This is a genomic window from Rhodococcus shunpengi (genome assembly GCF_048381395.1).
Taxonomy (GTDB): domain Bacteria; phylum Actinomycetota; class Actinomycetes; order Mycobacteriales; family Mycobacteriaceae; genus Rhodococcus.
Genome location: NZ_JBLWIU010000011.1, coordinates 19769 through 41329, shown reverse-complemented (window position 1 = coordinate 41329; position 21561 = coordinate 19769). Strand labels below are relative to the sequence as shown.

The window sequence follows — 21561 nt, the reverse complement described above, 5'->3', positions numbered from 1 at the left end:
CACGACCCGTATGGAAGGTGTTCTCCCCATGTTTCCCGACATCCGTCCCCGCCGGCTGCGCAGCACACCCGCCATCCGACGGCTCGTGGCAGAAACCTCCCTCGAACCCCGCCACCTCGTGCTCCCCATGTTCGTGGCCGACGGCCTCGACGAGCCGCGCGAGATCGCGTCGATGCCCGGGGTGTACCAGCACACCGCCGATTCGCTGCGCAAGGCCGCGGCCGAGGCCGTGTCCGCCGGTGTCGGCGGCCTGATGCTCTTCGGTGTGCCCCGCCCCGAGGACAAGGACGCCCGCGGTTCCGCGGCGAGCGATCCCGACGGTGTGCTCAACCGCGCGCTGCGGTCGCTGCGCAGCGAACTCGGCGACTCCACGGTGATCATGGCCGACACCTGCCTCGACGAGTTCACCGATCACGGCCACTGCGGTGTGCTCACCGACACCGGCATCGTCGACAACGACGCGACCCTCGAGCGTTACGCCGAGATGGCCGTCGCGCAGGCCGAGGCCGGGGCGCACCTGCTCGGCCCGAGCGGCATGATGGACGGCCAGATCGGTTTCATCCGGTCCGCGCTCGACGAGGCGGGGCACACCGAGGTCGGTCAGCTCGCCTACTCCGCGAAGTACGCCTCGGCGTTCTACGGTCCCTTCCGCGACGCCGTCGGCTCGTCCCTCGAGGGAGATCGCCGCACCTACCAGCAGGATCCGGCGAACCGTCGCGAGTCGCTGCACGAGGTGGATCTCGACCTCGCCGAGGGCGCCGACATGGTGATGGTCAAGCCGGCGATGTCGTATCTCGACGTGCTGCGCGAGGTCGCCGACCGCTCGCCCGTCCCGGTGGCCGCCTACCAGATCTCGGGGGAGTACTCGATGATCACCGCGGCCGCGCAGAAGGGCTGGATCGATCGCGATGCGGCGATCCTCGAATCGCTGGTCGGCATCCGGCGAGCCGGTGCGGACGTCGTCCTCACCTACTGGGCCGCCGAGGTCGCGGGTCGCCTGTCATGAGCTTCCCCGCGCCTCCTGTCGGGCCCGGCCCCGCGGCGAATCGTCCCGTTCCCGGAGACGTCACGACGGCCTACCAATTGTGGTGCGGGGTACTCGCTCTCGCCGTCGTGAGTTTGGCGGCAAGTCTCGCCGACCTGCTGAGCCGACGCGACGAACTGCTCGATCTCATGACCACGATGGCCGCCGATCAGGCCGTCGAGGGTGTCAGCACGGAGCAACTCGAGTCGGCGGTACCGGTGCTGGTGGCGCTGACCGCCGGCATCGGCCTGGTGATCGTCGGACTGCTGTATCTGGTGGTCAGGCAGCTGTTGAAGGCCAAGAACTGGGCCCGGATGCTGCTGACCCTGCTCGGGGTGTTCATGTCGCTGTCGACGCTGCCCACCGTCTTCGGTGTGGGCGTCGGGGAGGGCGGGGCGGGCTGGATACTCGGTGTGGTGGGCATTCTGCAAGCCGTCGCGACCGTCGGAGCGATCGTGCTGATGCACCGGCGGGATGCCAATCGCTTCTTCCTGCGACTGCCGGAAGAATAGACGTACCACTCGGTTTCGTCCGGCGCGACGGAAGAGTACGGTGGGCTCACCATGTGGGCCGCAAGGCCCTTCCCGTCGAGCGAAAAGGACGTCATGCAGGTGGAACCGCGGCCCTATGGGCGCCGTCGCGAATTGGTGTTGATCGCTCTCATCGCCCTCCTCGGCCTGGTGACCACCGTGCTACTGGTGATCCCCGGCGCGTTCGCCGCTTGACCGACCCGACGGTCCCCGATCCGGCGATCCCTGATCCGATGGGCACCGATCCGATGGGTACCGACCCGGCCGGGCCGCTGTTCCACGAACCCGGAGCGCGCCGGCGCACGGTCGCCATCGGCCCGCTGGTCTGCGTCGTGGCCCTCGTCGTCGAACTGCTCACCGGCCCTGTCGTGCACTGGGTCGCGCTGCCGATCATCGCGATCGTGCTCGCCGGTTTCTCCTACGTGATGGTCGTGGCTGCTCGTCGGCACGTCAGCGTCGAGCTCACCTCCACGGTCCTGCGGCAGGGCACCGAGGAACTGCCGGTCGCCGAGATCGAGGCGGTGCTGCCGCCGCCACCGGACGACCGGCGCGATCCGGAACGCTGGGAGACCGCCCGGAGCCTCGGCGAGCTGGCGGATGTGCCGCGCGGCCGCAAACCCGTCGGACTGCGGCTCATCGGAGGAACGTTCGTGCGGGCGTGGGCGAAGGACGCCGACGAGCTGCGAGCACGGCTCGGCGAGCTCGTCGGCGACCCCGGTCAGACCGCGACGTCCTGAGGCGGGACGACCGCTCCCTCACGTTCGAGCATGGCCGAGCCGAGCAGGTAGTCGGGCACACCCAGCCCGTCCACGAGAGTCAGCGCGTGCGGACGCAGGCTGCGGCACCGCTCGTTGATCCCGCGCGTGACGGCCTTGGCGCGTTCGACCGACAGCAGGCGGTGCTCCATGAACCACGCCTTGTCCTCGTCGATGATCGTCAGCGCGTAGAGATCGCACAGCTCCGACAGCAGGTCGCGGGCGGTTTCGTCCTTGCAGTCCTCGATCGCGGCGACGAACGCCTCGAGCACGACCCGGTCGATGTGCGCGCGGGCGGCGTGCAGAACGTGGTCCTGCACGAAGTTGAAGGCGTCGAACGGGTTGTCCTCGCGCTTCATCGCGGCCTGCAGGCGCCGGGCCGCAGTGGACAGCAGGTACTGCTCCCGGTCCTCGAACATCGTCACCTGGGTGCCGCGGTCGAAGAGGCTGCCGTCCTCCTCGTTGTCCTGGCGGGTGTCGACGATCGTCTGGATGATCTGCTGCGCTGCGGTGCGCTTCTTGACGATGTCGGAGATGGTGGTCGCGGCGAAGCGCATCCACTCCACCGGGCTCATGCCCTGCACCTCGTCGGCGTAGGCCGTGAGCAGTTCCTTCGCGACCAGCTGGGTCAGGACGTGGTTGTCGCCCTCGAAGGTCGTGAACACGTCGACGTCCGCGCGCAGCGCCGTCAGCCGGTTCTCGGCCATGTAGCCGGCACCACCGCACGCCTCGCGGCACTCCTGGATCGCTCGCGACGCGTGCCAGGTGTTGGCGACCTTGAGACCGGCCGCGCGGCCCTCGAGTTCGCGCTGTTCCTGCGCGTCGAGTTCCTGCAACGACGTCGACTGCAGCCGGTGCATCGTGGTGAGCAGCTCGTTCTGGGCGAAACCGAGCGCGTACGAGCGGGCGATCAGCGGGAGCAGGCGCCGCTGGTGGACGAGATAGTCCATGATCGGCACCTCGCCGTCGCGTCCGGGGGCGTCGAACTGGCGACGCTTCTCGGCGTAGCGAGTGGCGATGCTGAGCGCGACCCGCGCCGCCGCACCCGCCGAGCCGCCGACGGTGATGCGCCCGCGGACCAGCGTGCCGAGCATCGTGAAGAACCGTCGGCTCGGGTTGTCGATGTCCGAGGCGTAGGTGCCGTCCGGTTCGACGTCCGCGTACTTGTTGAGCAGGTTCTCCCGGGGGATGCGCACCTGGTCGAAGACGATGCGGCCGTTGTCGACACCCGGCAGGCCGCCCTTGTAACCGCAGTCGGAGGTCGTCACACCCGGCAGGTCGTTGCCGTTCTCGTCGCGGATCGGGACGACGAAACAGTGCACGCCGTGCGTCTCACCCTGCGTGACGAGCTGCGCGAAGACGGCCGCGAACCGGGCGTGCTGCGCCGCGCCCCCGATGTAGTCCTTGCGGGACGACGGGGTGGGGGAGTGGATCACGAACTCCTGGGTGTCCGGATCGTAGGTCGCCGTGGTCTCGAGCGACTGCACGTCGCTGCCGTGACCCGTCTCGGTCATCGCGAAGCAACCCAGCACGTCGAGATCGATGAGCCGCTTGACGTACTTCTCGTGATGCCGCTCGGTGCCGAGGTTCTCGACGGCACCGCCGAACAGGCCCCACTGCACGCCGGCCTTGACCATCAGCGACAGGTCGGACATCGCGAGCATCTCGATGGAGGCGACCGCACCGCCCGCGTCGCCCGTGCCACCGGACTCGACGGAGAAACCCGACGCGGCGTAGCCGTGCTCGGCGAGGATGCGCATCTGCTCGAGCGTGATGGCGCGGGCCTTGGCGGTCTCGGGAGTGTAGTGCGGCGCGAACTTCTCGTGCGCGAGATCCTTGCGGGCGCGTTCGCGGGCTTCGTGCCACGCACCGTCGAGTGCGATGCGCAGGTGTTCGGCTGTCGTCGGCATGCCTCAGACGATAGGTGCGACAAGTCACTCACGGTGTCCCTTTTTCCTGGTAAGGGAGAAAAAACACAGGAGGTTTGGGGACCGCTGTTTTTGGCAAATCCCGCGAAACTACGGACACTGGAAGTCGTGACTGCGACCCCCGATGCTTCGTCCACCCACGACACTCGATCCGCCGCACTCTTCCACCGGGCATCGAAGGTGACACCGGGGGGCGTCAACTCTCCGGTCCGCGCGTTCGGATCGGTCGGCGGCAATCCTCCTTTCTTCGCATCGGGATCGGGTCCGCTGCTCACCGACGTCGACGGAAAAACCTACGTCGACCTGGTGTGTTCCTGGGGTCCGATGATTCTCGGGCACGCGCATCCGGCGGTCGTCGAGGCCGTCCGATCCACCGCCGTGGCGGGTCTGTCGTTCGGTGCCCCCACCGAGGGTGAGGTCGAACTCGCCGAGGAGATCGTCGCCCGCATCGCACCCGTCGAGCAGGTCCGGCTCGTCAACTCCGGCACCGAGGCGACGATGAGCGCCGTCCGTCTCGCGCGCGGATTCACCGGACGGTCGAAGATCGTGAAGTTCGCGGGCTGTTATCACGGTCACGTCGACGCGCTGCTCGCCGACGCCGGTTCCGGCGTCGCCACCTTCGGTCTGCCCACCTCGCCCGGCGTCACGGGCGCCCAGGCGGGCGACACCATCGTCGTCCCCTACAACGACCTCGCCGCCGTGCGTGCCGCCTTCGAGGCGAACCCCGGCGAGATCGCTGCGGTCATCACCGAGGCTGCCGCCGGCAACATGGGCACCGTCCCGCCGGTGCCCGGCTTCAACGAGGGCCTGCGTGAACTCACCCGTGAGCACGGCGCGCTGCTGATCATGGACGAGGTGATGACCGGCTTCCGCGCGAGCCCGACCGGCTGGCACGGCATCGACGGGGTCTCCGGAGACCTGATGACCTTCGGCAAGGTCATGAGCGGTGGTCTGCCCGCCGCGGCCTTCGGTGGTCGCGCCGACGTCATGGCCCATCTCGCCCCGAGCGGACCGGTCTACCAGGCCGGCACCCTGTCCGGTAATCCCGTCGCCGTCGCCGCCGGGCTCGCGAGCCTGCGTGCCGCCGACGCCGAGGTCTACGCCGCACTGGACCGCAACGCCGAGACCCTCGGGCGTCTGCTCGGCGATGCACTCGCCGCCGAAGGGGTGCCGCACCGCGTCCAGAACGCCGGCACGCTGCTGAGCGTCTTCTTCACCGACGAGCCGGTGACGAACTACGAGCAGGCCAAGGCCGCGCAGACCTGGCGCTTCCCGGCCTTCTTCCACGCGCTGCTCGAGCGCGGCGTCTACGCGCCCCCGAGCGCCTTCGAGACGTGGTTCGTCTCGTCCGTGCTCGACGACGACGCGTTCTCGCGGATCGCCGACGCGCTGCCGCACGCCGCTCGCGCGGCCGCCGCGGCGACCGCGCCGTAACACCGCTCTTCTGCCTGCCCAGCCCGACCCGCCCCTCCCACACCCCTCGAGGAACATCGACGTGACCGACGCCGCCCCGTCCGAGACCCGCACGATCGTGCACGTGCTCCGCCACGGAGAGGTCCACAACCCCTCCGGAATCCTCTACGGTCGCCTGTCCGGCTTCAAGCTGTCGGTGACCGGTGAGGCCCAGGCACGGGCGGTCGCGGCGTCACTCGCCGACCACGACATCGCTCACGTGGTCGCGTCCCCGCTCGAACGGGCCCAGCAGACGGCCGCTCCGATCGCGGAGAAGCACGGGCTGCAGATCCGCACCGACGAGAACCTCATCGAGGCGGCCAACGACTTCGAGGGCCTGAAGGTCTCGGTCGGTGACGGTGCGCTCAGCCGCCCGCGCCACTGGTGGAAACTGCGCGATCCGTTCACCCCCTCCTGGGGCGAGCCCTACCTGCAGATCGCCCACCGCATGCTCGCCGCCGTCAACGCGGCCCGCGTGGCCGCAGTGGGACGGGAAGCGGTGTGCGTGAGCCACCAGCTCCCGGTGTGGACGCTGCGCCGCTTCCTCGAGGGCGAGCGACTGTGGCACGACCCGCGTCGCCGCCAGTGCAGCCTCGCCTCGCTGACCTCCCTGGTCTACGAGGGCGACACCCTCGTCGACCTGGTCTACTCCGAGCCGGCCGGCGCCTCCGACCCGAACGTCCACGGCGCATGAGAAAGGTGTTCCGGGCGACGGTCGCCGCGATCTGCGGTGCCGTCCTTCTCACCTCCTGCGCCACCGGGGACGACGCCGTCGCCACCGGGGGAACGTTCGACTTCGTCTCGCCCGGCGGGCAGACCCGCATCTTCTACGACCCCCCGGCCGACCGGGGCACCCTCGGTGAACTCACCGGCGAGGACCTCATGAACGAGGGCGAGACCATCTCCCTCGACGACTACGAGGGCCAGGTCGTCGTGCTCAACGTGTGGGGCCAGTGGTGCGCCCCCTGCCGCAGCGAAGCCGACGATCTCGAAAAGGTCTACGAGGCCACCAAGGACCTCGGTGTGCAGTTCCTCGGCATCAACGTCCGCGACAACCAACGCGACAAGGCCCAGGACTTCGTCACCGACCAGCAGATCGGCTACCCGTCGATCTACGACCCGCCGATGCGTTCGCTGCTCGCCCTCGGCCGGAACTACCCGACCTCGGTCGTGCCGACGACGGTCGTCCTCGACCGGGAGCACCGCGTGGCTGCGGTCTATCTGACCGAACTGCTCGCCGACGACCTGCAACCGGTCGTCGAGCGGGTCGCGGCGGAACCGGATTCGGAGCAGTAACAGTGATCCTTGCGTCGGGTGTCGGGGAGACCTTCCAGAACGCGGCCCTCTCGGGTCCGCTGCTGCTGGCGATGGGTGCGTGCCTGCTCGCCGGTCTCGTCTCCTTCGCATCGCCGTGCGTCGTGCCGCTCGTTCCCGGCTATCTGTCCTATCTCGCCGGAGTGGTGGGAGCCGAGGCCCCCGCCGTCACCGCCGAGCAGGCCGGTGCCCGCACCACGACCGTCCGCAGCGACGGCCGCCTCCGGGTGGCCGGTGCCGCCGGGCTGTTCGTCCTCGGATTCACCGTCGTGTTCGTCCTCGCGACGGCCTCGGTGTTCGGGGCGATCTCCGCGCTCGCCGTGAACCGAGAACTGCTCATGCGGATCGGCGGTGTCGTCACCATCGTGATGGGCCTGGTCTTCATCGGTCTCATCCCGGCCCTACAGCGCGACACGCGTCCGGCGCCCCGGCGCATCTCGAACCTCGCGGGAGCCCCGCTGCTCGGCGCGGTCTTCGCGCTCGGGTGGACCCCGTGCCTCGGCCCCACCCTCGCCGGCGTCATCTCGCTCGCGGCGGGCACCGAGGGCACCACCGCGGCACGCGGGGTGACGCTGATCGTCGCCTACTGCCTCGGCCTCGGGTTGCCGTTCGTCGTGCTCGCGCTCGGTTCGGCGCGGGCGCTGCGCGGGGTGGGCTGGTTGCGCACCCACGCGCGGACCGTGCAAATCGTCGGTGGCCTGATGCTCATGGCCGTCGGCATCGCTCTCGTCACCGGTGCGTGGGACCTGTTCGTGTCCTGGGTCCGTGACTCGTTCATCTCGGAAGTGACTCTGCCCGTATGACCGCGACACACACCCCGACCCCCGCACCACAGCCGTCGCCGCCGCCGCGACAGGGCGCGCTCGGACGTGCCACGGCCTTCGTGCGGAACACCTGGCGCGGCCTGACGTCGATGCGGACCGCGCTGGTCCTGCTGTTCCTGCTCGCGCTCGCCGCGATCCCGGGCGCACTCCTGCCGCAGCGCAGCCTCAACACCCAGAAGGTCGAGGAGTACATCGCGGCCCGCCCGACGCTCGGACCGATCATGGACCGGTTCGAACTGTTCGACGTCTTCGGCAGCTTCTGGTTCACCGCCGTCTACGTGCTGCTGTTCGTCTCGCTGGTCGGCTGCATCCTGCCGCGCTGCGTCGAGCACTTCCACGCCCTGCGCACCCCGCCGGTCCCCGCGCCGCGCAACCTGCAGCGCCTGCCGCACCACACGCAGACGACCGTGGCCGAGGCCCCCGCCGACGCCCTCGACCGCATCCAGAAGGAGCTGCGCGGGTGGAAGGTCGTGCGCCGCGAGGGCGGTGCCCGCGGGCGTGACGGCGAGGTGACCCTGTCCGCCGAGAAGGGTTATCTGCGCGAGGCCGGCAACCTGGTCTTCCACATCTCTCTCGTGGGGCTGCTCGTCGCCGTCGCCGCCGGCAAGCTCTTCGGTTACGAGGGGCAGCGCATCCTCGTCGCGAACGGCGAGGAGTTCTGCACCACCTCGCCCGCCTCCTTCGACTCGTTCCGCGCCGGCAGCACGCTCGACGGCACCGGCCTGAACCCCATGTGCGTGCGGGTGAACACCTTCGTCGCCGACTATCTCGACAACGGTCAGGCCGAGATGTTCACCTCCGACATCGAGTACCAGTACGGCGACGACCTCGTCACGAACACCTGGCGCGACGCGCAGTTGAAGGTCAACCATCCACTGCGGGTCGGTAGCGATCGCGTGTACCTGCAGGGTCACGGTTATGCCCCGACCTTCACGGTCACCTGGCCGAACGGCGAGACCCGCACCGAGACGTTGCAGTGGGCACCCGACGACGCGACGACCTTCCTCAGCAGCGGCGCCATGCGCTTCGACCCGCCCGGCGGCATGTACCCCGACGCCGACGAGCGCCGGAAGAACCAGATCGCGCTCGAGGGACTGTTCGCGCCGACGGCGTCCTTCCACGGCACACTGCTCACATCGATCTTCCCGTCGATGATGGACCCCGCCGTCGCCATCGACGTCTACAAGGGCGACTCCGGTCTCGACACCGGCAGCCCACAGTCGCTGTTCTCGCTCAACAAGGAACTGATCAACCAGGGCCGTCTCGTGAAGCAGGACCGCGTGAACCTGCGTCCGGGGGAGAGCGTGACGCTCGCCGACGGCACCGAGGTGCGGTTCGACAAGGCCACCGACTTCGTCAACCTGCAGGTCTCGCACGACCCGGCGCAGCAGTGGGTGCTCGTCGCGGCGATCGCGATGATGGCCGGTCTGCTCGTGTCGCTGCTGGTCAAGCGACGCAGAGTGTGGGCGCGTGCGTACCCGAGCGGTACAGTGAACGACGGTGAACGACGAACCGTAGTAGAACTCGGTGGTCTCGCACGGACCGATCAGGCCGGATGGGGAGACGAGTTCGACCGACTGGTCGAGCGTCTTCTCGGTGACGATGCACCCTCCGCCCCGGCGGCACAGGAGAAGAAGAACTGATGACAGAGAACGACACCCTGGCGCGGTACAGCGACTGGGCCTTCGAATCGGCGTTCGCGGTGCTCGTGCTGGCGCTGGTGCTGCTCGTCGCCGAATATGCGACCCACCGCGCCGACGTCGTGGCCGAGCGGGAACGCGAACTCGTCGCCGCCGGCCGCCGAGCGGCCTCCGGCACCGTCGACCGCACCGCCGGCCCGGGTCGTGTCGAGGAGGCGCCGAAGCGCGCCCTGTCGCAGCGCCTCGGCAACATGGGCCGCGCGCTCGTCGTCGTGGTCGCCGGACTGCAGGTCGCCTCGATCGTGCTGCGCGGCCTGGCCACCGAGCGGTTCCCCCTCGGCAACATGTACGAGTTCGTCGCGATGGCGTGCGCCGCCGCCGTGGTCTTCGGCCTGATCGTCCTGCGCAAGCCGGCCTACCGGACCATGTGGGTGTACCTGCTGGTCCCCGTCCTGATCCTCATGTTCCTCGCGGCGACCGTGCTCTACGCCGACGCCGCTCCCGTGGTTCCCGCACTGCGCTCGTTCTGGCTGCCGATCCACGTGACGATCATCAGCGTCGGCAGCGGCATCTTCCTCGTCTCGGGTGTCGCGAGCCTGCTGTTCCTGCTGCGCATCCGCTTCCCCAAGGGTGAGGAGCGCAGCGGCGTGTTCGCGGCGCTCGCCGAGCGTCTGCCCGACGCCCAGACCCTCGACCGGCTCGCCTACCGCACCACGATCATCGGTTTCCCGCTGTTCGGTGCCGGCATCATCCTCGGTGCCATCTGGGCCGAGGCGGCCTGGGGACGCTTCTGGGGCTGGGATCCCAAGGAGACGGTCTCGTTCATCACGTGGGTCGTCTACGCCGCCTACCTGCACGCACGTGCGACCTCCGGTTGGCGCAACACCCGCGCGGCCTGGATCAACATCGCCGGTTTCGTCGCGATGCTGTTCAACCTGTTCATCATCAACATGGTCGTCTCGGGCCTGCACTCGTACGCCGGGCTCAACTGAGGCTGCTATCGTCGCGCCGTCGTCCGTGACAGTCGACGGGGGGAACGCGGTGGATGAGGCCGGTAACGGTTCGTCGGGGCTCGACGGACACGCATTGGACGCGACGGCGCTGGACTCGTCGCTGCTGGTACGCCCAGTCGCCGCGCCGCCGCGGAAGGGCTGGCGGCGGGTCGTCTACCGGGCGACCGGTGGTCGGGTCCACGTGGGGGAGAGTTCCCGGCAGCAGCGCAAGGAGGAAACGGCCGAGCGGGTGCGTGCACCGCTGCACGGCTGCCATCGGATCGCCCTGCTGAGTCTCAAGGGCGGGGTGGGCAAGACGACCACCACGGTCACGCTCGGCTCGACCTTCGCGGAGCTGCGTGGCGATCGGATCGTCGCGGTCGACGCGAATCCGGACCGCGGGACGTTGAGTCAGAAGGTGGCCGAACAGACGCCGGCCACGGTGCGCACGCTGCTGCGCGATCAGGAGCTTCTCGAGACCTACGCGGACGTGCGCGCCTACACCTCGCAGAACACGCATCGTCTCGAGGTGCTCGCCTCGGACACCGATCCGGCGGTCTCGGAGGCCTTCAGCGCCGACGACTACGAACGGACGCTGGGTCTGCTCGAACGGTTCTACAGCATCGTGCTCACCGATTGCGGGACCGGGCTCATGCACTCCGCTATGAGCGCGATCCTCGAGAATGCCGACACGCTGGTCGTCATCAGTTCCGGTTCGGTCGACGGCGCCCGCAGCGCGTCGGCCACGCTCGACTGGCTCGACGCGCACGGCTATCGCGAACTCGTCGAGCGGTCGGTGGCCGTCGTCAACGCGGTGCGGCCGAGGTCGGGCAAGGTCGATCTCGACCTCGTGGTGCGGCACTTCGAACAGCGGTGCCGCGCGGTCCACGTCCTACCCTTCGATCCCCACCTCGAAGAGGGGGCGGAGATCGATCTGGACCGATTGCAGTCGGGTACGCGGCGCGCCCTGCTCGGACTCGCCGCGGATATCGCCGACGGTTTCGCCGCGCGGTGACAGACCGCTCGGCGTGACGCGCACGGTCAGTCGCCCTGCTCCTGATCGGACTCGCCGGTGCCGTCGCCACTGCGGCGGCGGTGCACCTCGCGATCGACCTTCCACAGGAAGTCGGGATCGTCGTCCGGACCCATCACGCGGCTCGGCGGACGAGATGTGGGACCGTACGCCTTCCACAGCAGGACGGCGAGTGTCACCGCACCGATGAGTGCCAACAAATAGAGCACGTTGCACCTCCTGACCGTGGCGGTGCCGGACGAGGACGTGCCCTCGCCGTGCACCTCCGGGCCGCGGCGACCGCAGACCGGTTCGTCCACATTCTAGGTGGGCGGAACCCGGTCCGGCACGTGGGCTCCGCGGGTGGTCGGCCGGGGTCCGGCAGGTGCACGCCGGAAGTGCGGATTCTGCTGTCTCGGATCAGCGCGTCGCTTCGGTCGTGAGGGAGCGGAGAAGCGCCAGGACCTCGGACTCACGGAAGCGGCGATGGCCACCGGGGGTCCGCAGCGAGCCCAATCGGCCGGCGTGGGCCCACCGGGTGACGGTCTTGGGATCCACATGGAACAGTGCCGCCACCTGGCCCGGGGTCAGCAGGGATTCCTTCGCGCCGTTGAAAGTGGGTGCGCTCATTGCGAATGTCCTCCCGGTTGTCGTGATCGTGTTGTTCGACGCGATCGAGTTGTTCGATCGGGATGTCCAAGCCCATGGTGGCACCGATACCCCTGGTTGCTCGAACGGTCTACGGTTGGTAAAGCGGAAGTAATAGACAAAACGGACGGATGTCCGACTTCCGGAAATCGTCGCGGGGCTCGTCGTCCGGGCCGCCGGTTAACCTGGAGTGGTGAACGACGAACGCCGGAACGAACCCTCGGATACCCCCTCCCAGCGCACTCCACACCCTCACGGTGAGGGCGCCACGGCCGCCGGCGGTCAGGCGGGGACCGGGTCCCTGATCCGGGACGTCGCGTTGTACTCGGTGGCGCGACTCGCCCTCGTGGTCGTGCTCACCCTGCTCATTCTCTACGTTCCTCGGGCATTCGGGGTGGAAATCCCCCTCCTCGTCGCGGCCCTGTTCGCCGTGCTCATCGCCCTGCCCGTCTCGCTCGTGCTCTTCGCGTCGCTGCGGCGTCGCGTCAACGAGGGCATCGCCGCGGTCGACGAGCGTCGGCGCACCGAACGCGCCGACCTCGAGAAGCGCATGCGCGGCGAGAACGGGCGGTGACGGCGACCGGCGCGGTCGTCGACCGCAGTGCACCCCGGGACTGGGTCGACAACGCGGTCCGGCTCATCGAGGCCGACGCCCAGCGCAGCGCCGACACCCACCTGCTCCGCTACCCGCTCCCCGCGGATTGGGGCATCGACCTGTACTTGAAGGACGAGTCGACGCACATCACGGGCAGCCTCAAGCACCGTCTTGCGCGCTCACTGTTCCTCTACGCCCTGTGCAACGGCTGGATCCGTGAAGGGACCCCGATCATCGAGGCGTCGTCCGGGTCCACCGCGGTCAGTGAGGCGTACTTCGCGCGACTCCTCGGCCTCGACTTCGTGGCCGTCGTACCGCGCCGCACCTCGCCGGCGAAGGTCGCGCTCATCGAGGCCCAGGGCGGCCGGTGCCATTACATCGACCGCCCACCCGAGATCTACACCGAGGCGCAGCGGCTCGCCGACGAGCTCGGCGGCTGCTTCATGGACCAGTTCACGAACGCCGAGCGGGTCACCGACTGGCGGGGCAACAACAACATCGCCGAGAGCATCTACTCGCAGATGCGTCTCGAGCGTCATCCCGTGCCGGAGTGGATCGTCGTCGGCGCCGGGACCGGCGGCACGAGCGCGACCCTCGGCCGCTACATCCGCTATCGCCGTCACCGGACGCGGCTGGCCGTCGTCGACCCGGAGAACTCGGCGTTCTTCGGCGGGTTCGAGACGGGATCGGCCGACTACGCGACCGGCATGCCCTCGCGCATCGAGGGGATCGGGCGTCCGCGCATCGAGCCGTCCTTCGTGCCCGAGGTCGTCGACCGGATGGTGCGGGTGCCCGACGCGGCGTCCATCGCCGCCATGCGGCACGCGAGTACCGCGCTCGGACGTCAGGTGGGCGGCTCGACCGGCACGAACCTCTGGGGAGCCTTCGGCCTGATCGCCGAGATGCTCGCGGAGGGCCGGGAGGGCAGCGTCGTGACGCTGCTGTGCGATGGCGGCGAGCGCTACGCCGACACCTATTTCTCCGACGAGTGGGTCGCTGCGGAGGGGATGGACCTCACCGGGCCGCTCGCGGTGCTGGAGAAGTTCGCGACCACCGGCGGCTGGCCCCGGTAGAGCCTTCACCACCTGCGCAGATTCCGTTTCTGTCAATTTTCGTTGACGCGCTCTCGGTGTCAACCTATATTGACAACATGAGTGAAGCCACCACCCTCGCCGCTGCCGCCGCGAGCTCCGATCCCGCAGTGGGCCTGCGCGCCGTGCGTGCCCTGCGCCGGCTGCTGGAACGGCTCGAGGAGGTCCAGGTCGCGAATGCCCGCGAGCGGGGTTGGTCCTGGCAGGCCATCGCCGACGAACTCGGCGTCAGCCGCCAGGCGGTCCATCAGAAGCACAATCGGAAGCGCAGGTGATCGTCATGTTCGAACGATTCGCCGACGGTGCCAGATCCGCCGTCGTTGCAGCGCAACAGGAGGCGATCCGGGTGCGCGATCCCCGGGTCGAGGCATCGCACCTGCTCATCGGGGCCGCTGTCGCCGCGGACGAACCGCTGCGGGTCCTGCTCGCGGAGGAAGGTCTCACGGTCGACGGGCTCCGCTCCGACCGGGCCGCTCGCACCGCCGACGCCCCGCTCGGTGACGAGGACGCCGCGGCGCTCGAAGCGATCGGGATCGATCTCGACGAGGTCCGGAGCCGTCTCGAAGCCGCCTTCGGCAAGGGGGTGCTCGACGGGAAGAGCACCGATCGGCGGGGCATCGCGAACCGCCTCGGTCACATCCCGTTCGACCGGGCAGCGAAGAAATCGCTCGAGCTCGCGCTGCGGGAGGCGGTCGCACGCCGCGAACGGGTCATCCGCCCCGAGCACATCCTGCTCGGACTGCTGCGCAGCGACGACCCGGCGACCGGAGCCCTCGTGGAAGCACACGTGCCGCGCGAGCAGCTCCGTCAGCGCCTGAACGGCCACCTCGACGCCGCAGCCTGATCCTTCGGGCGGCTACCGGGTCGGCTGTGCGGGAGCGACGGCGAGTGGGCGCCCGGCGACGAGCGGGACGACCGCCGCCGCGACGAGCAGCAGCGTGCCGGCCGCGATCGTCGCGAACGGCCACCACTGACGATCCGACGTGGCCACGGCTTCCGCTGCCTGCGTGTCCGGAGCAGCCGGCGCGGTGCGCGGCAGCGCTTCGGTGGCCGACCGGACGTTGTCGGCGATGCCACCCACGACATCGGCCACCGGCCCGACGCCGTCGACCAGCTGTCCGGTGCCGTCCGTCAGGGCCCGGCCACCGTCGTCGAGGAGAACGAGGCCGTCGCGGAGCTGTCGCGAGCCGTCGGCGGCCTGCGCCATGCCCGCGACGAACTGCGCGTTCGGATCGGTGAGTTCGTAGGCGAGCTGCCGTGCACCGTCGCGCAACTGCCCGAGCTGATCGAGGGTGTCCGGCCCGAGGCCCTGCGTGTCGAGGGTCTCGACGAGTCCGCGCAACTGGCCGGCCGCGCCCTGCGAGACCGGATCCGCGGACGCGCCGAGCGTGTCGGCGACGGCCGTGAGCCGCGCCGTGACGTCGCCCTGCATCTCCCCGAAACCGGAGAGACGGTCGACCACCTCGTCGACGCCACCGCTCACCTGGCGAGCACCGTCGCCGAGCATGTCGACACCGCCGTCGAGTTGCCCGAGGCCGTCGGCGAGCTGCTCCCCACCGTCACGGGCCTGCCGGAGGCCGTCCGAGAGCTGGTGGGCACCGTCGTCGAGCTGGGTGCTGCCCTCCGTCAACTGCCCGACCCCGCCGTCGAGCACCGACAGCGGCAGTCCGGCCCGCTGCAGATTGCTCCGCGCCTTGTCGACGCCGTCCGCCGAGGGACTCGGCTCTTCCGCGACGGTTGCGACCGTCGTCTCGGGGCGGTCGAGCCAGGCGAAGACCGAACCCGTGCCCACGAGGAGCAGTCCGGCTACAGCGAGAAACAGGGGGAGAAGACGTGAACGCACGCCGGCCGACGCTACCGTCCGTCGCTGAGAGGCCCCTGAGGGGGAGGGGCGACATCGGAGGAGTCCGATTTGCCCGTTACGAGACCGGGTTCCGTGTGCCACAGTGGCACCATGATTTCTCTGATACTGCGGTTGATCATCAACGCGGTCGGTCTGTGGCTCGCGGTCGAGCTCGTCGACGGAATCGACTTCACCGATCCCGCGGGCACCTCCGACACGACCCGCAAAGTCATCTCGCTCGTCGTGCTGGCCGCCATCTTCACCGTCGTCAACGCACTCGTGAAGCCGCTGGTGAAGCTGCTGTCGCTGCCGTTGGTGATCCTCACCCTCGGGCTGTTCCTGCTCGTCGTCAACGCGCTGATGCTCATGCTCACCGCGTGGCTGAGCGGCTTCACCGAGTACGGCCTCACGATCGACGGTTTCTGGGCGGCCCTGTGGGGCGGCGTGATCATCGCGATCGTCAACTTCATCCTCGGCCTGGTCGTCCCGGACCGCGACTGAGCCCGTCCGCCCGCGACCGGTTCCGCCGCGCCCGCGTCATGGTCAGCCGAAGGCCAACGCGGGCGCGGTGGCCACCGCCCACACGAGCATCGCGACACCCGAATCGCTGAGCGCCGGGATCAGCGCGAGCCCGAGGGCACCGGCCCGCACCGGCTTGTGCGCGCGGACCGCGAACGGTGCGGCGAGGAAGCCGGCGAGCGCCCACGGCGTCGCCGCGACCAGCACGAGCGACATCACGAACGGCACCACGACCAGCACCAGGTGCAGCGTGCGGGTCCTCGGGTCGCCCAGCTTGACTGCCAGAGTCCGCTTGCCGGTCTCCGCGTCGGTCGCGATGTCGCGGAGATTGTTCGTCACCAGCACGGCCGTCGAGATCGAGCCGACGGCGACCGCGCAGGCCAGACCCACCCAGTCGACGCGACCGGCCTGCACGAACTGGGTGCCGAGCACCGCGACCAGCCCGAAGAAGACGAAGACGCCGATCTCCCCGAAGCCGCTGTAGCCGTACGGATTCTTCCCGCCGGTGTAGTACCAGGCCCCGGCGATGCAGACCGCGCCCACGAGCACGAGCCACCAGGCGGTCGTGACGGCGAGAGCGAGTCCCGCGACGGCCGCGATGCCGAAGCACACGAACGCCGCGCGCTTGACGGCGCCGGGGCTCGCCGCCCCCGAACCGACCAGCCGCATCGGGCCGACCCGCTCGTCGTCGGTGCCGCGGATGCCGTCGGAGTAGTCGTTGGCGAAGTTCACGCCGATGATCAGGCCCAGCGCGACGACCAGTGCCAGCAGCGCCTTCCACCACACGGCCTCACCGAGCCACGCCGCAGCGCCCGTGCCTGCCAGGACGGGTGCGATCGCGTTGGGGAGGGTGCGCGGACGAGCGCCTTCGAGCCATTGACCAGCCGTTGCCATGGATCGATCTTCGCACCCGGGGCTGCCTGCCGCGTCGTGCGCACCCCGTCAGGAGAAGCGCGAGACGAGGGCGCGGCGATCCACCTTGCCCGGTCCACGCAGCGGCAACGCGTCGACGACCTGCAGCTCACGCGGCGCAGCAGTGGGATCGAGCGTGGCCTCGACGTGGTCGCGGAGTTCGGCGAGCGTCGGCGTCGCGCCGGGTACGGGCACGACGACCGCCGCGACGCGCTGACCGAGCCGGGCGTCGGGCAGACCCACCACCGCGACCTCCCGAACGGCCGGGTGCTCGACGAGTACGGCCTCGACCACCTGCGGGACGACGGTGAGTCCACCGGTCGAGATGGCCTCGTCGAGCCGTCCCAGGATGCGCAGGATCCCGTCGTCGAGCGTGCCCGCGTCGTCGGTGCGGAACCAGCCGGGTTCGGCGAAGGCGGGATGCTCGGGCAGGTTGCGGTAGCCCGAGGCGAGCGTGGCGCCGCCGAGCCACACTCGCGAGTCGCCGTCGACGCGCACGTGTACCCCGTCGAGCGGCACGCCGTCGTAGACGCAGCCGCCGCAGGTCTCGCTCATGCCGTAGGTGCGCACGACGGTGATGCCGCTCGCGCGGGCGCGGTCGAGGACCGGCACGGGAGTCGCGGCCCCACCGAGCAGGATCGCGTCGAGACGGGCGAGCGCCGCGGTGGCGTCGGGATGGTCGAGGGCCTTGATCAGCTGGGTGGGGACCATCGAGCTGTACCGGCGGGGGCCCGGCATGGCGTCCACCGCCGCCGGCAGATCCGCGGGGTCGAAACCGGCGGACACGTCGACGACGACGGGTTCGGTTCCGGAGAGCAGGCTGCGCAGCAGGACCTGCATGCCCGCGATGTGATGGGCGGGCAGGGTGAGCAGCCACGAGCCCGTCCCGCCCAGCCGGGTGTGGGTGGCGTCGCCGCTCGCGCGCAGCGCCTGCGCGGAGAGCAGGGCGCCCTTGGGGGTCCCGGTCGTGCCGGAGGTCGCGACCACCAGTCCCACACCGTCCGCGACGGGTTCGCCGGGGCTCAGCGCGCTGGTGAGCCGGAGCGTCTCCCGCTCGTCCCCGGCGGGGACGGGGAGCAGTGCCGGTCCGTCACCGTCGAGCATGCGCTGCAGGGCGGGCAGCACGGAGCGGACGGCGGACCCGGCGGGGACGGGAAGAAGCGCGAGTGTGGTCACAGATCGTATTGTGTCGTGTCCCATCCGCCCGCCTCGAGCTGGCGGCGGACCCGGTCCACGTCGTCGGGCGACGGCATGTTGTTGGTGATCTTGCTGATCAGGACCGCGATGTCGATGCGGTTGATCGAGAGGTCACCGTCCTCGATCAGAGTGTCGGCGACCTGGGCGACCTCCTCGTCGGACAGGCGCCGCGCGAGAAGTGCGAAAAGGGGTACGTAGTCCTGTTCCGGCACCCCTTCGGGGTAACCGGCACGGAGCCACTCGACGATGGAAGCGAGAAACGGCGGGAGGGCCACCCGTCACTCCGATCAGAAGATGTCGATGCCGAACGTTCCGGCGAGGAAGTCGGACGCCAGCAGGAGAATTCCCGCCAGGATCGCGCAGGCGACCACGGCGAAGCACAGCACCGCGGCGGTCCGTGCCACCGGATTCGGTGTGCCGTCGCTGCCGCGACCGGTGTCGAGTGCGCGGACTCCCAGGGCGAACAGGGAGGGCAGGCCGGCGCCCAGCAGCAGGCCCACGAGAACGACCTGCCACAGGGAGTCGAGGGTGTGCGTCAACAGGTTCACGAGCGTCCTTCCCCGCCGACCGTTTCGGAGGTACCCGGTGCCGGGGCGAGCTTGTCGTCCCAGTCGGCGGTGACGTTGGAGGCGTCGACGGGCTGCCGGCGCGAGCGCAGCCACATGAGCAGGGCCAGGGCGCACAGGATCGCGAACACGACGAGCACGCCGGACATGCCGCCGATGAGGTGGGCGAGCGCCCAGCAGATCGCTCCGACGACCGCGGCGCACGGCAGGGTGATGACCCACGCGACGACCATCCGACGTGCCACCGACCAGCGCACCTCGGCGCCCTTGGTGCCCAGTCCCGTGCCGAGGATCGATCCCGTGGCGACGTGCGTGGTCGACAGCGGCAGACCGAAATGGCTCGAGGTGAGGATGATGGCGGCCGACGACGACTCGGCGGCCAGGCCCTGCGGCGGGGCGATCTCGACGAGGCCCTTGCCCAGCGTGCGGATGATGCGCCAGCCACCGAGATAGGTGCCGAGGGCGATCGCGACGGCACAGGCGACCTTCACCCAGAACGGCATTTCGGTGTCGGCGGTGATGGTGCCGTGGGCGACGAGGGCCAGGAAGATCACGCCCATGGTCTTCTGTGCGTCGTTGGTGCCGTGGGCGAGCGACATCAGGGATGCGGTGCCGATCTGGCCCATCCGGAAGCCGCGATCGCGGTGCTCGGTGGAGACGGACCGGGTCAGGCGGTGCATCGACCAGATGCCCACCGTGGACACCAGCGCCGCGATGACGGGCGCGAGCACGGCGGGAAGCAGGACCTTGCCCAGCACTCCGTCCCACACGACGCCCTGGACGCCGATCGACGCGAGCGCCGCGCCGACCAGGCCACCGAACAGGGCATGCGACGAACTGGACGGCAGGCCGAACAGCCAGGTTGCGATGTTCCAGAGGATCGCTCCGACCAAGCCGGCGAAGACGATGAGCAACAGATCGGTACCGCCGACGGTGTCGAGGTCGACGACACCCTTCGCGACGGTGGCGGCGACTTCCACGGACAGGAAGGCGCCGACGAGGTTGAGGGTCGCGGACAAAGTGACCGCGGTCTTGGGTTTGAGGGCGCCGGTGGCGATGGATGTCGCCATGGCATTGCCGGTGTCGTGGAAGCCGTTGGTGAAATCGAATGCGAGGGCAGTGACGACCACCACCAGGAGCACGACGAACTCTGCGGTCACGTCTGTCGATTGTGGGGTAGCGGGCAGGTGAATGTACAGCGACGGGGGTGTGAATTCTGCGTCTCGCCGTGACGCCCGACCGGTTCTTTCGGACTCCGACCATGAGCGGAGTGCAGAGCAGACCGCGCGGCTTGTGTGCAAGATCACCGGCGCCGCGCGACTGCCTCCGGCCGTGCCCGGGTATCTCCGTTCGTCAACGGAGGTCGCGCCGCAAGGGATGGTCCTCGGGGATCTGCACCAGGACGATCGGAATCCCGTCGGGATCGGCGATCCACAGCTCGTGCAGTCCCCACGGCTCCTGCTTCGCGCCCCGGACGATGCGCACGCCCTTCAGCGCCAGTTCGGCCTCGGCGTCGTAGACGTCGCGCACCTGGAGCCACAGGGCGCCGTGGAACACCTCGTCGCTGTCGTCGGATCGGCCGTGCGCGGCGATCTCGATGAGCGACTGCCCCGCGAAGAAGACGGTTCCGCCGGGATACTCGCGGGCGATCGCCAGTCCCAGCGTCGAGCCGTAGAACTCGAGGGCGGCCTCGTGGTCGCGCGGACGGAGGATGGTGCGGCTGCTGAGGATCTCCACCGTCACTGCTCCTCGGCCGGGCAGGCCTCGTGATGGCGGCGGCCGTGTGTGCGCCGCGATTCCTTCATCTCGGCTTCGAAAAGGTGACGTCGGCCCTGCACGAGTTCGTCGCGCACCTGCTTCTCGAAAGTGCGGAAGTCCGACCAGTAGCCGTCGTCGAACTCCTCGACGAGCTGGAAGGTCCAGCGACCCTCGGCGATGTTGCGTCCGATGATCTCGGTGCCGAGACGCTCGGCGATCTCGTCGTGCCCGGCCTCGCGGAACAACTCCTCGGCGTCGCCGGTGAGCAGATCGGCGCGACCCATCAGCTGATGGAAGGCATAGAGATGGCCCCGCGCCTGCTCGACGGTCTCGAGAGCCTCGGACAATTTGCCGGTCGCTTTCACAGTGGCGTCGGAGACGCCTTCCGGGCGGGTATGGGCGGTTCGCGGACTCTGGCGATCGGTCATGTCCCACAGTGTGCCCGAGAGCACACGGTTCGACCGTAACTGGACATATGTGTTTGACGAAGCTTCCGGTGGGACATTACTGACGGCAACGGTGCCCATGACAGCGCCGGCCTGCCACAGCGGGTCCGATGCAGCCGTGACCCGCGGCTGCGCGGCACCGCCGACAACGAGTGAGGAGAACTGCCATGGCGACCGACTACGACGCTCCCCGCACCACCGACATCCTGGGCGGCGGTGGCACTGCCCTGGACGAGCTGGACATCAAGCCCATCGCGGCCGCCGACACCGACGAGGGCGAGATCCTCGAGACCCTCGACCTGCCCGGCGCCGACCTCTCGGCACTGTCCGCGGAGGAGCTCTCGGTCCAGGTCCTGCCGAAGCAGTCGGACGAGTTCACCTGCATGGGCTGCTTCCTCGTCCAGCACCACAGCCGTCGCGCGACGGGCGACGGCGAGCAGGCCTACTGCCGCGACTGCGTCTGACCTTCCGTCCGACGACCCTCCTTGCGCGGCGAACCGGGCCTTGCACCTGCT

General features: G+C 69.4%; 26 protein-coding genes and 1 pseudogene. 16 read left to right on the top strand and 11 right to left on the bottom strand.

The genetic code is table 11. The annotated features are described in order from the left end of the window. Positions 1-28 precede the first annotated feature (28 nt). The 3 genes from hemB (at position 29) to ACNJ7K_RS04420 (ending at position 2291) form a co-directional block, all read left to right on the top strand. Positions 29-1006, top strand: coding sequence for a porphobilinogen synthase (gene hemB, locus ACNJ7K_RS04430; RefSeq protein ID WP_120283582.1), 978 nt, complete (start codon positions 29-31; stop codon positions 1004-1006). Continuing rightward, positions 1003-1536: a hypothetical protein gene (locus ACNJ7K_RS04425; RefSeq protein ID WP_230791071.1), complete on the top strand. Its 534-nt coding sequence runs from the start codon at positions 1003-1005 to the stop codon at positions 1534-1536. Before hemB ends, ACNJ7K_RS04425 begins: the two co-directional genes overlap by 4 nt. A gap of 266 nt (positions 1537-1802) precedes the next feature. After that, complete coding sequence (locus ACNJ7K_RS04420; protein WP_120283580.1) at positions 1803-2291, top strand: hypothetical protein; 489 nt, start codon at positions 1803-1805, stop codon at positions 2289-2291. Here ACNJ7K_RS04420 and ACNJ7K_RS04415 read toward each other — a convergent pair. Continuing rightward, positions 2273-4219 (bottom strand): acyl-CoA dehydrogenase family protein, encoded by a 1947-nt coding sequence (locus tag ACNJ7K_RS04415; RefSeq protein WP_487041273.1) that lies wholly within the window; start codon positions 4217-4219, stop codon positions 2273-2275. The two genes, ACNJ7K_RS04420 and ACNJ7K_RS04415, sit on opposite strands and share 19 nt — an antisense overlap. A 126-nt stretch (positions 4220-4345) precedes the next feature. Here ACNJ7K_RS04415 and hemL point away from each other — a divergent pair, with 126 nt between their 5' ends. From hemL to ACNJ7K_RS04380, 7 genes and pseudogenes are all read left to right on the top strand, one after another. Beyond that, positions 4346-5671, top strand: coding sequence for a glutamate-1-semialdehyde 2,1-aminomutase (gene hemL, locus ACNJ7K_RS04410; protein ID WP_487041272.1), 1326 nt, complete (start codon positions 4346-4348; stop codon positions 5669-5671). A 61-nt stretch (positions 5672-5732) separates the two neighbouring features. Next, positions 5733-6383, top strand: a complete 651-nt coding sequence (locus ACNJ7K_RS04405) for a histidine phosphatase family protein (RefSeq protein WP_060650690.1) — start codon at positions 5733-5735, stop codon at positions 6381-6383. Further along, positions 6380-6985, top strand: coding sequence for a TlpA disulfide reductase family protein (locus tag ACNJ7K_RS04400; RefSeq protein WP_120280053.1), 606 nt, complete (start codon positions 6380-6382; stop codon positions 6983-6985). The genes ACNJ7K_RS04405 and ACNJ7K_RS04400 overlap by 4 nt, the downstream gene beginning before the upstream one ends. 2 nt (positions 6986-6987) lie before the next feature. Beyond that, entirely contained in the window at positions 6988-7806 is an 819-nt protein-coding gene (locus tag ACNJ7K_RS04395; protein ID WP_060650691.1) for a cytochrome c biogenesis CcdA family protein, read from the top strand. Further along, positions 7803-9470: a cytochrome c biogenesis protein ResB gene (gene resB / locus ACNJ7K_RS04390; protein WP_159417747.1), complete on the top strand. Its 1668-nt coding sequence runs from the start codon at positions 7803-7805 to the stop codon at positions 9468-9470. The genes ACNJ7K_RS04395 and resB overlap by 4 nt, the downstream gene beginning before the upstream one ends. Further along, a pseudogene (gene ccsB / locus ACNJ7K_RS04385) lies at positions 9470-10387 on the top strand (c-type cytochrome biogenesis protein CcsB); the annotation flags it as partial. The gene resB and the pseudogene ccsB, both read left to right, overlap by 1 nt. Next, complete coding sequence (locus tag ACNJ7K_RS04380; protein ID WP_487041271.1) at positions 10329-11474, top strand: MinD/ParA family ATP-binding protein; 1146 nt, start codon at positions 10329-10331, stop codon at positions 11472-11474. The pseudogene ccsB and the gene ACNJ7K_RS04380, both read left to right, overlap by 59 nt. Positions 11475-11500: 26 nt before the next feature. Here ACNJ7K_RS04380 and ACNJ7K_RS04375 read toward each other — a convergent pair whose 3' ends face one another. Continuing rightward, positions 11501-11701 carry a hypothetical protein gene (locus tag ACNJ7K_RS04375; RefSeq protein ID WP_120283578.1) on the bottom strand — a complete coding sequence of 67 codons (201 nt, stop codon included), beginning with the start codon at positions 11699-11701 and terminating at the stop codon, positions 11501-11503. A 190-nt stretch (positions 11702-11891) separates the two neighbouring features. Further along, positions 11892-12101 (bottom strand): BldC family transcriptional regulator, encoded by a 210-nt coding sequence (locus tag ACNJ7K_RS04370; protein ID WP_006552323.1) that lies wholly within the window; start codon positions 12099-12101, stop codon positions 11892-11894. A 208-nt stretch (positions 12102-12309) separates the two neighbouring features. Here ACNJ7K_RS04370 and ACNJ7K_RS04365 point away from each other — a divergent pair, with 208 nt between their 5' ends. The 4 genes from ACNJ7K_RS04365 to ACNJ7K_RS04350 all read left to right on the top strand — a co-directional run bounded on the left by ACNJ7K_RS04365 (position 12310) and on the right by ACNJ7K_RS04350 (position 14649). Next, positions 12310-12693, top strand: a complete 384-nt coding sequence (locus ACNJ7K_RS04365; RefSeq protein WP_120280049.1) for a DUF4229 domain-containing protein — start codon at positions 12310-12312, stop codon at positions 12691-12693. After that, the gene (cds1, locus tag ACNJ7K_RS04360) at positions 12690-13787 is read left to right on the top strand and encodes an L-cysteine desulfhydrase Cds1 (RefSeq protein WP_268654301.1); all 1098 of its coding nucleotides are present in this window, start codon (positions 12690-12692) and stop codon (positions 13785-13787) included. Before ACNJ7K_RS04365 ends, cds1 begins: the two co-directional genes overlap by 4 nt. A 77-nt stretch (positions 13788-13864) precedes the next feature. Next, positions 13865-14080: a helix-turn-helix domain-containing protein gene (locus ACNJ7K_RS04355; protein WP_016694332.1), complete on the top strand. Its 216-nt coding sequence runs from the start codon at positions 13865-13867 to the stop codon at positions 14078-14080. 5 nt (positions 14081-14085) lie between these two features. Beyond that, complete coding sequence (locus tag ACNJ7K_RS04350) at positions 14086-14649, top strand: Clp protease N-terminal domain-containing protein (protein ID WP_268654300.1); 564 nt, start codon at positions 14086-14088, stop codon at positions 14647-14649. Between the two features lie 12 nt (positions 14650-14661). Here the strand turns inward: ACNJ7K_RS04350 and ACNJ7K_RS04345 are convergent, their stop codons facing one another. After that, complete coding sequence (locus tag ACNJ7K_RS04345) at positions 14662-15648, bottom strand: hypothetical protein (protein ID WP_268654298.1); 987 nt, start codon at positions 15646-15648, stop codon at positions 14662-14664. A gap of 111 nt (positions 15649-15759) precedes the next feature. On the opposite strand from ACNJ7K_RS04345, the gene ACNJ7K_RS04340 reads away from it, so the two are divergent. Next, a complete protein-coding gene (locus ACNJ7K_RS04340; RefSeq protein WP_120280045.1) occupies positions 15760-16149 on the top strand; it encodes a phage holin family protein in 390 nt (129 codons plus the stop codon). A 42-nt stretch (positions 16150-16191) separates the two neighbouring features. Here ACNJ7K_RS04340 and ACNJ7K_RS04335 read toward each other — a convergent pair whose 3' ends face one another. From ACNJ7K_RS04335 to ACNJ7K_RS04305, 7 genes are all read right to left on the bottom strand, one after another. Next, the gene (locus ACNJ7K_RS04335; RefSeq protein ID WP_006552316.1) at positions 16192-17061 is read right to left on the bottom strand and encodes a 1,4-dihydroxy-2-naphthoate polyprenyltransferase; all 870 of its coding nucleotides are present in this window, start codon (positions 17059-17061) and stop codon (positions 16192-16194) included. 48 nt (positions 17062-17109) lie between these two features. Beyond that, the gene (menE, locus tag ACNJ7K_RS04330; protein ID WP_487041270.1) at positions 17110-18279 is read right to left on the bottom strand and encodes an o-succinylbenzoate--CoA ligase; all 1170 of its coding nucleotides are present in this window, start codon (positions 18277-18279) and stop codon (positions 17110-17112) included. Then, entirely contained in the window at positions 18252-18551 is a 300-nt protein-coding gene (locus ACNJ7K_RS04325) for a DUF3349 domain-containing protein (RefSeq protein ID WP_120280042.1), read from the bottom strand. Before ACNJ7K_RS04325 ends, menE begins: the two co-directional genes overlap by 28 nt. A 12-nt stretch (positions 18552-18563) precedes the next feature. Continuing rightward, entirely contained in the window at positions 18564-18824 is a 261-nt protein-coding gene (locus tag ACNJ7K_RS04320; protein WP_060650701.1) for a hypothetical protein, read from the bottom strand. Then, positions 18821-20002 (bottom strand): inorganic phosphate transporter, encoded by a 1182-nt coding sequence (locus tag ACNJ7K_RS04315; protein ID WP_487041269.1) that lies wholly within the window; start codon positions 20000-20002, stop codon positions 18821-18823. Before ACNJ7K_RS04315 ends, ACNJ7K_RS04320 begins: the two co-directional genes overlap by 4 nt. Before the next feature lie 193 nt (positions 20003-20195). After that, positions 20196-20579: a VOC family protein gene (locus ACNJ7K_RS04310; RefSeq protein ID WP_159417754.1), complete on the bottom strand. Its 384-nt coding sequence runs from the start codon at positions 20577-20579 to the stop codon at positions 20196-20198. Between the two features lie 2 nt (positions 20580-20581). Then, positions 20582-21028, bottom strand: coding sequence for a hypothetical protein (locus tag ACNJ7K_RS04305; RefSeq protein ID WP_060650869.1), 447 nt, complete (start codon positions 21026-21028; stop codon positions 20582-20584). Between the two features lie 185 nt (positions 21029-21213). Here ACNJ7K_RS04305 and ACNJ7K_RS04300 point away from each other — a divergent pair, with 185 nt between their 5' ends. Beyond that, a complete protein-coding gene (locus ACNJ7K_RS04300; RefSeq protein ID WP_120280039.1) occupies positions 21214-21510 on the top strand; it encodes a DUF4193 domain-containing protein in 297 nt (98 codons plus the stop codon). Positions 21511-21561: the final 51 nt, after the last annotated feature.

Excerpts from the sequence above, each read along its gene's own strand:
- menE (WP_487041270.1), bottom strand. The coding sequence starts at position 18,279 with ATGGGACACGACACAATACGATCTGTGACCACACTCGCGCTTCTTCCC.
- ACNJ7K_RS04300 (WP_120280039.1), top strand. The coding sequence starts at position 21,214 with ATGGCGACCGACTACGACGCTCCCCGCACCACCGACATCCTGGGCGGC.
- ACNJ7K_RS04355 (WP_016694332.1), top strand. The coding sequence starts at position 13,865 with ATGAGTGAAGCCACCACCCTCGCCGCTGCCGCCGCGAGCTCCGATCCC.
- ACNJ7K_RS04400 (WP_120280053.1), top strand. The coding sequence starts at position 6,380 with ATGAGAAAGGTGTTCCGGGCGACGGTCGCCGCGATCTGCGGTGCCGTC.
- resB (WP_159417747.1), top strand. The coding sequence starts at position 7,803 with ATGACCGCGACACACACCCCGACCCCCGCACCACAGCCGTCGCCGCCG.
- ACNJ7K_RS04420 (WP_120283580.1), top strand. The coding sequence starts at position 1,803 with ATGGGTACCGACCCGGCCGGGCCGCTGTTCCACGAACCCGGAGCGCGC.
- ACNJ7K_RS04335 (WP_006552316.1), bottom strand. The coding sequence starts at position 17,061 with ATGGCAACGGCTGGTCAATGGCTCGAAGGCGCTCGTCCGCGCACCCTC.
- ACNJ7K_RS04305 (WP_060650869.1), bottom strand. The coding sequence starts at position 21,028 with ATGACCGATCGCCAGAGTCCGCGAACCGCCCATACCCGCCCGGAAGGC.
- ACNJ7K_RS04415 (WP_487041273.1), bottom strand. The coding sequence starts at position 4,219 with ATGCCGACGACAGCCGAACACCTGCGCATCGCACTCGACGGTGCGTGG.
- hemB (WP_120283582.1), top strand. The coding sequence starts at position 29 with ATGTTTCCCGACATCCGTCCCCGCCGGCTGCGCAGCACACCCGCCATC.
- ACNJ7K_RS04370 (WP_006552323.1), bottom strand. The coding sequence starts at position 12,101 with ATGAGCGCACCCACTTTCAACGGCGCGAAGGAATCCCTGCTGACCCCG.
- ACNJ7K_RS04340 (WP_120280045.1), top strand. The coding sequence starts at position 15,760 with ATGATTTCTCTGATACTGCGGTTGATCATCAACGCGGTCGGTCTGTGG.
- ACNJ7K_RS04350 (WP_268654300.1), top strand. The coding sequence starts at position 14,086 with ATGTTCGAACGATTCGCCGACGGTGCCAGATCCGCCGTCGTTGCAGCG.
- ACNJ7K_RS04425 (WP_230791071.1), top strand. The coding sequence starts at position 1,003 with ATGAGCTTCCCCGCGCCTCCTGTCGGGCCCGGCCCCGCGGCGAATCGT.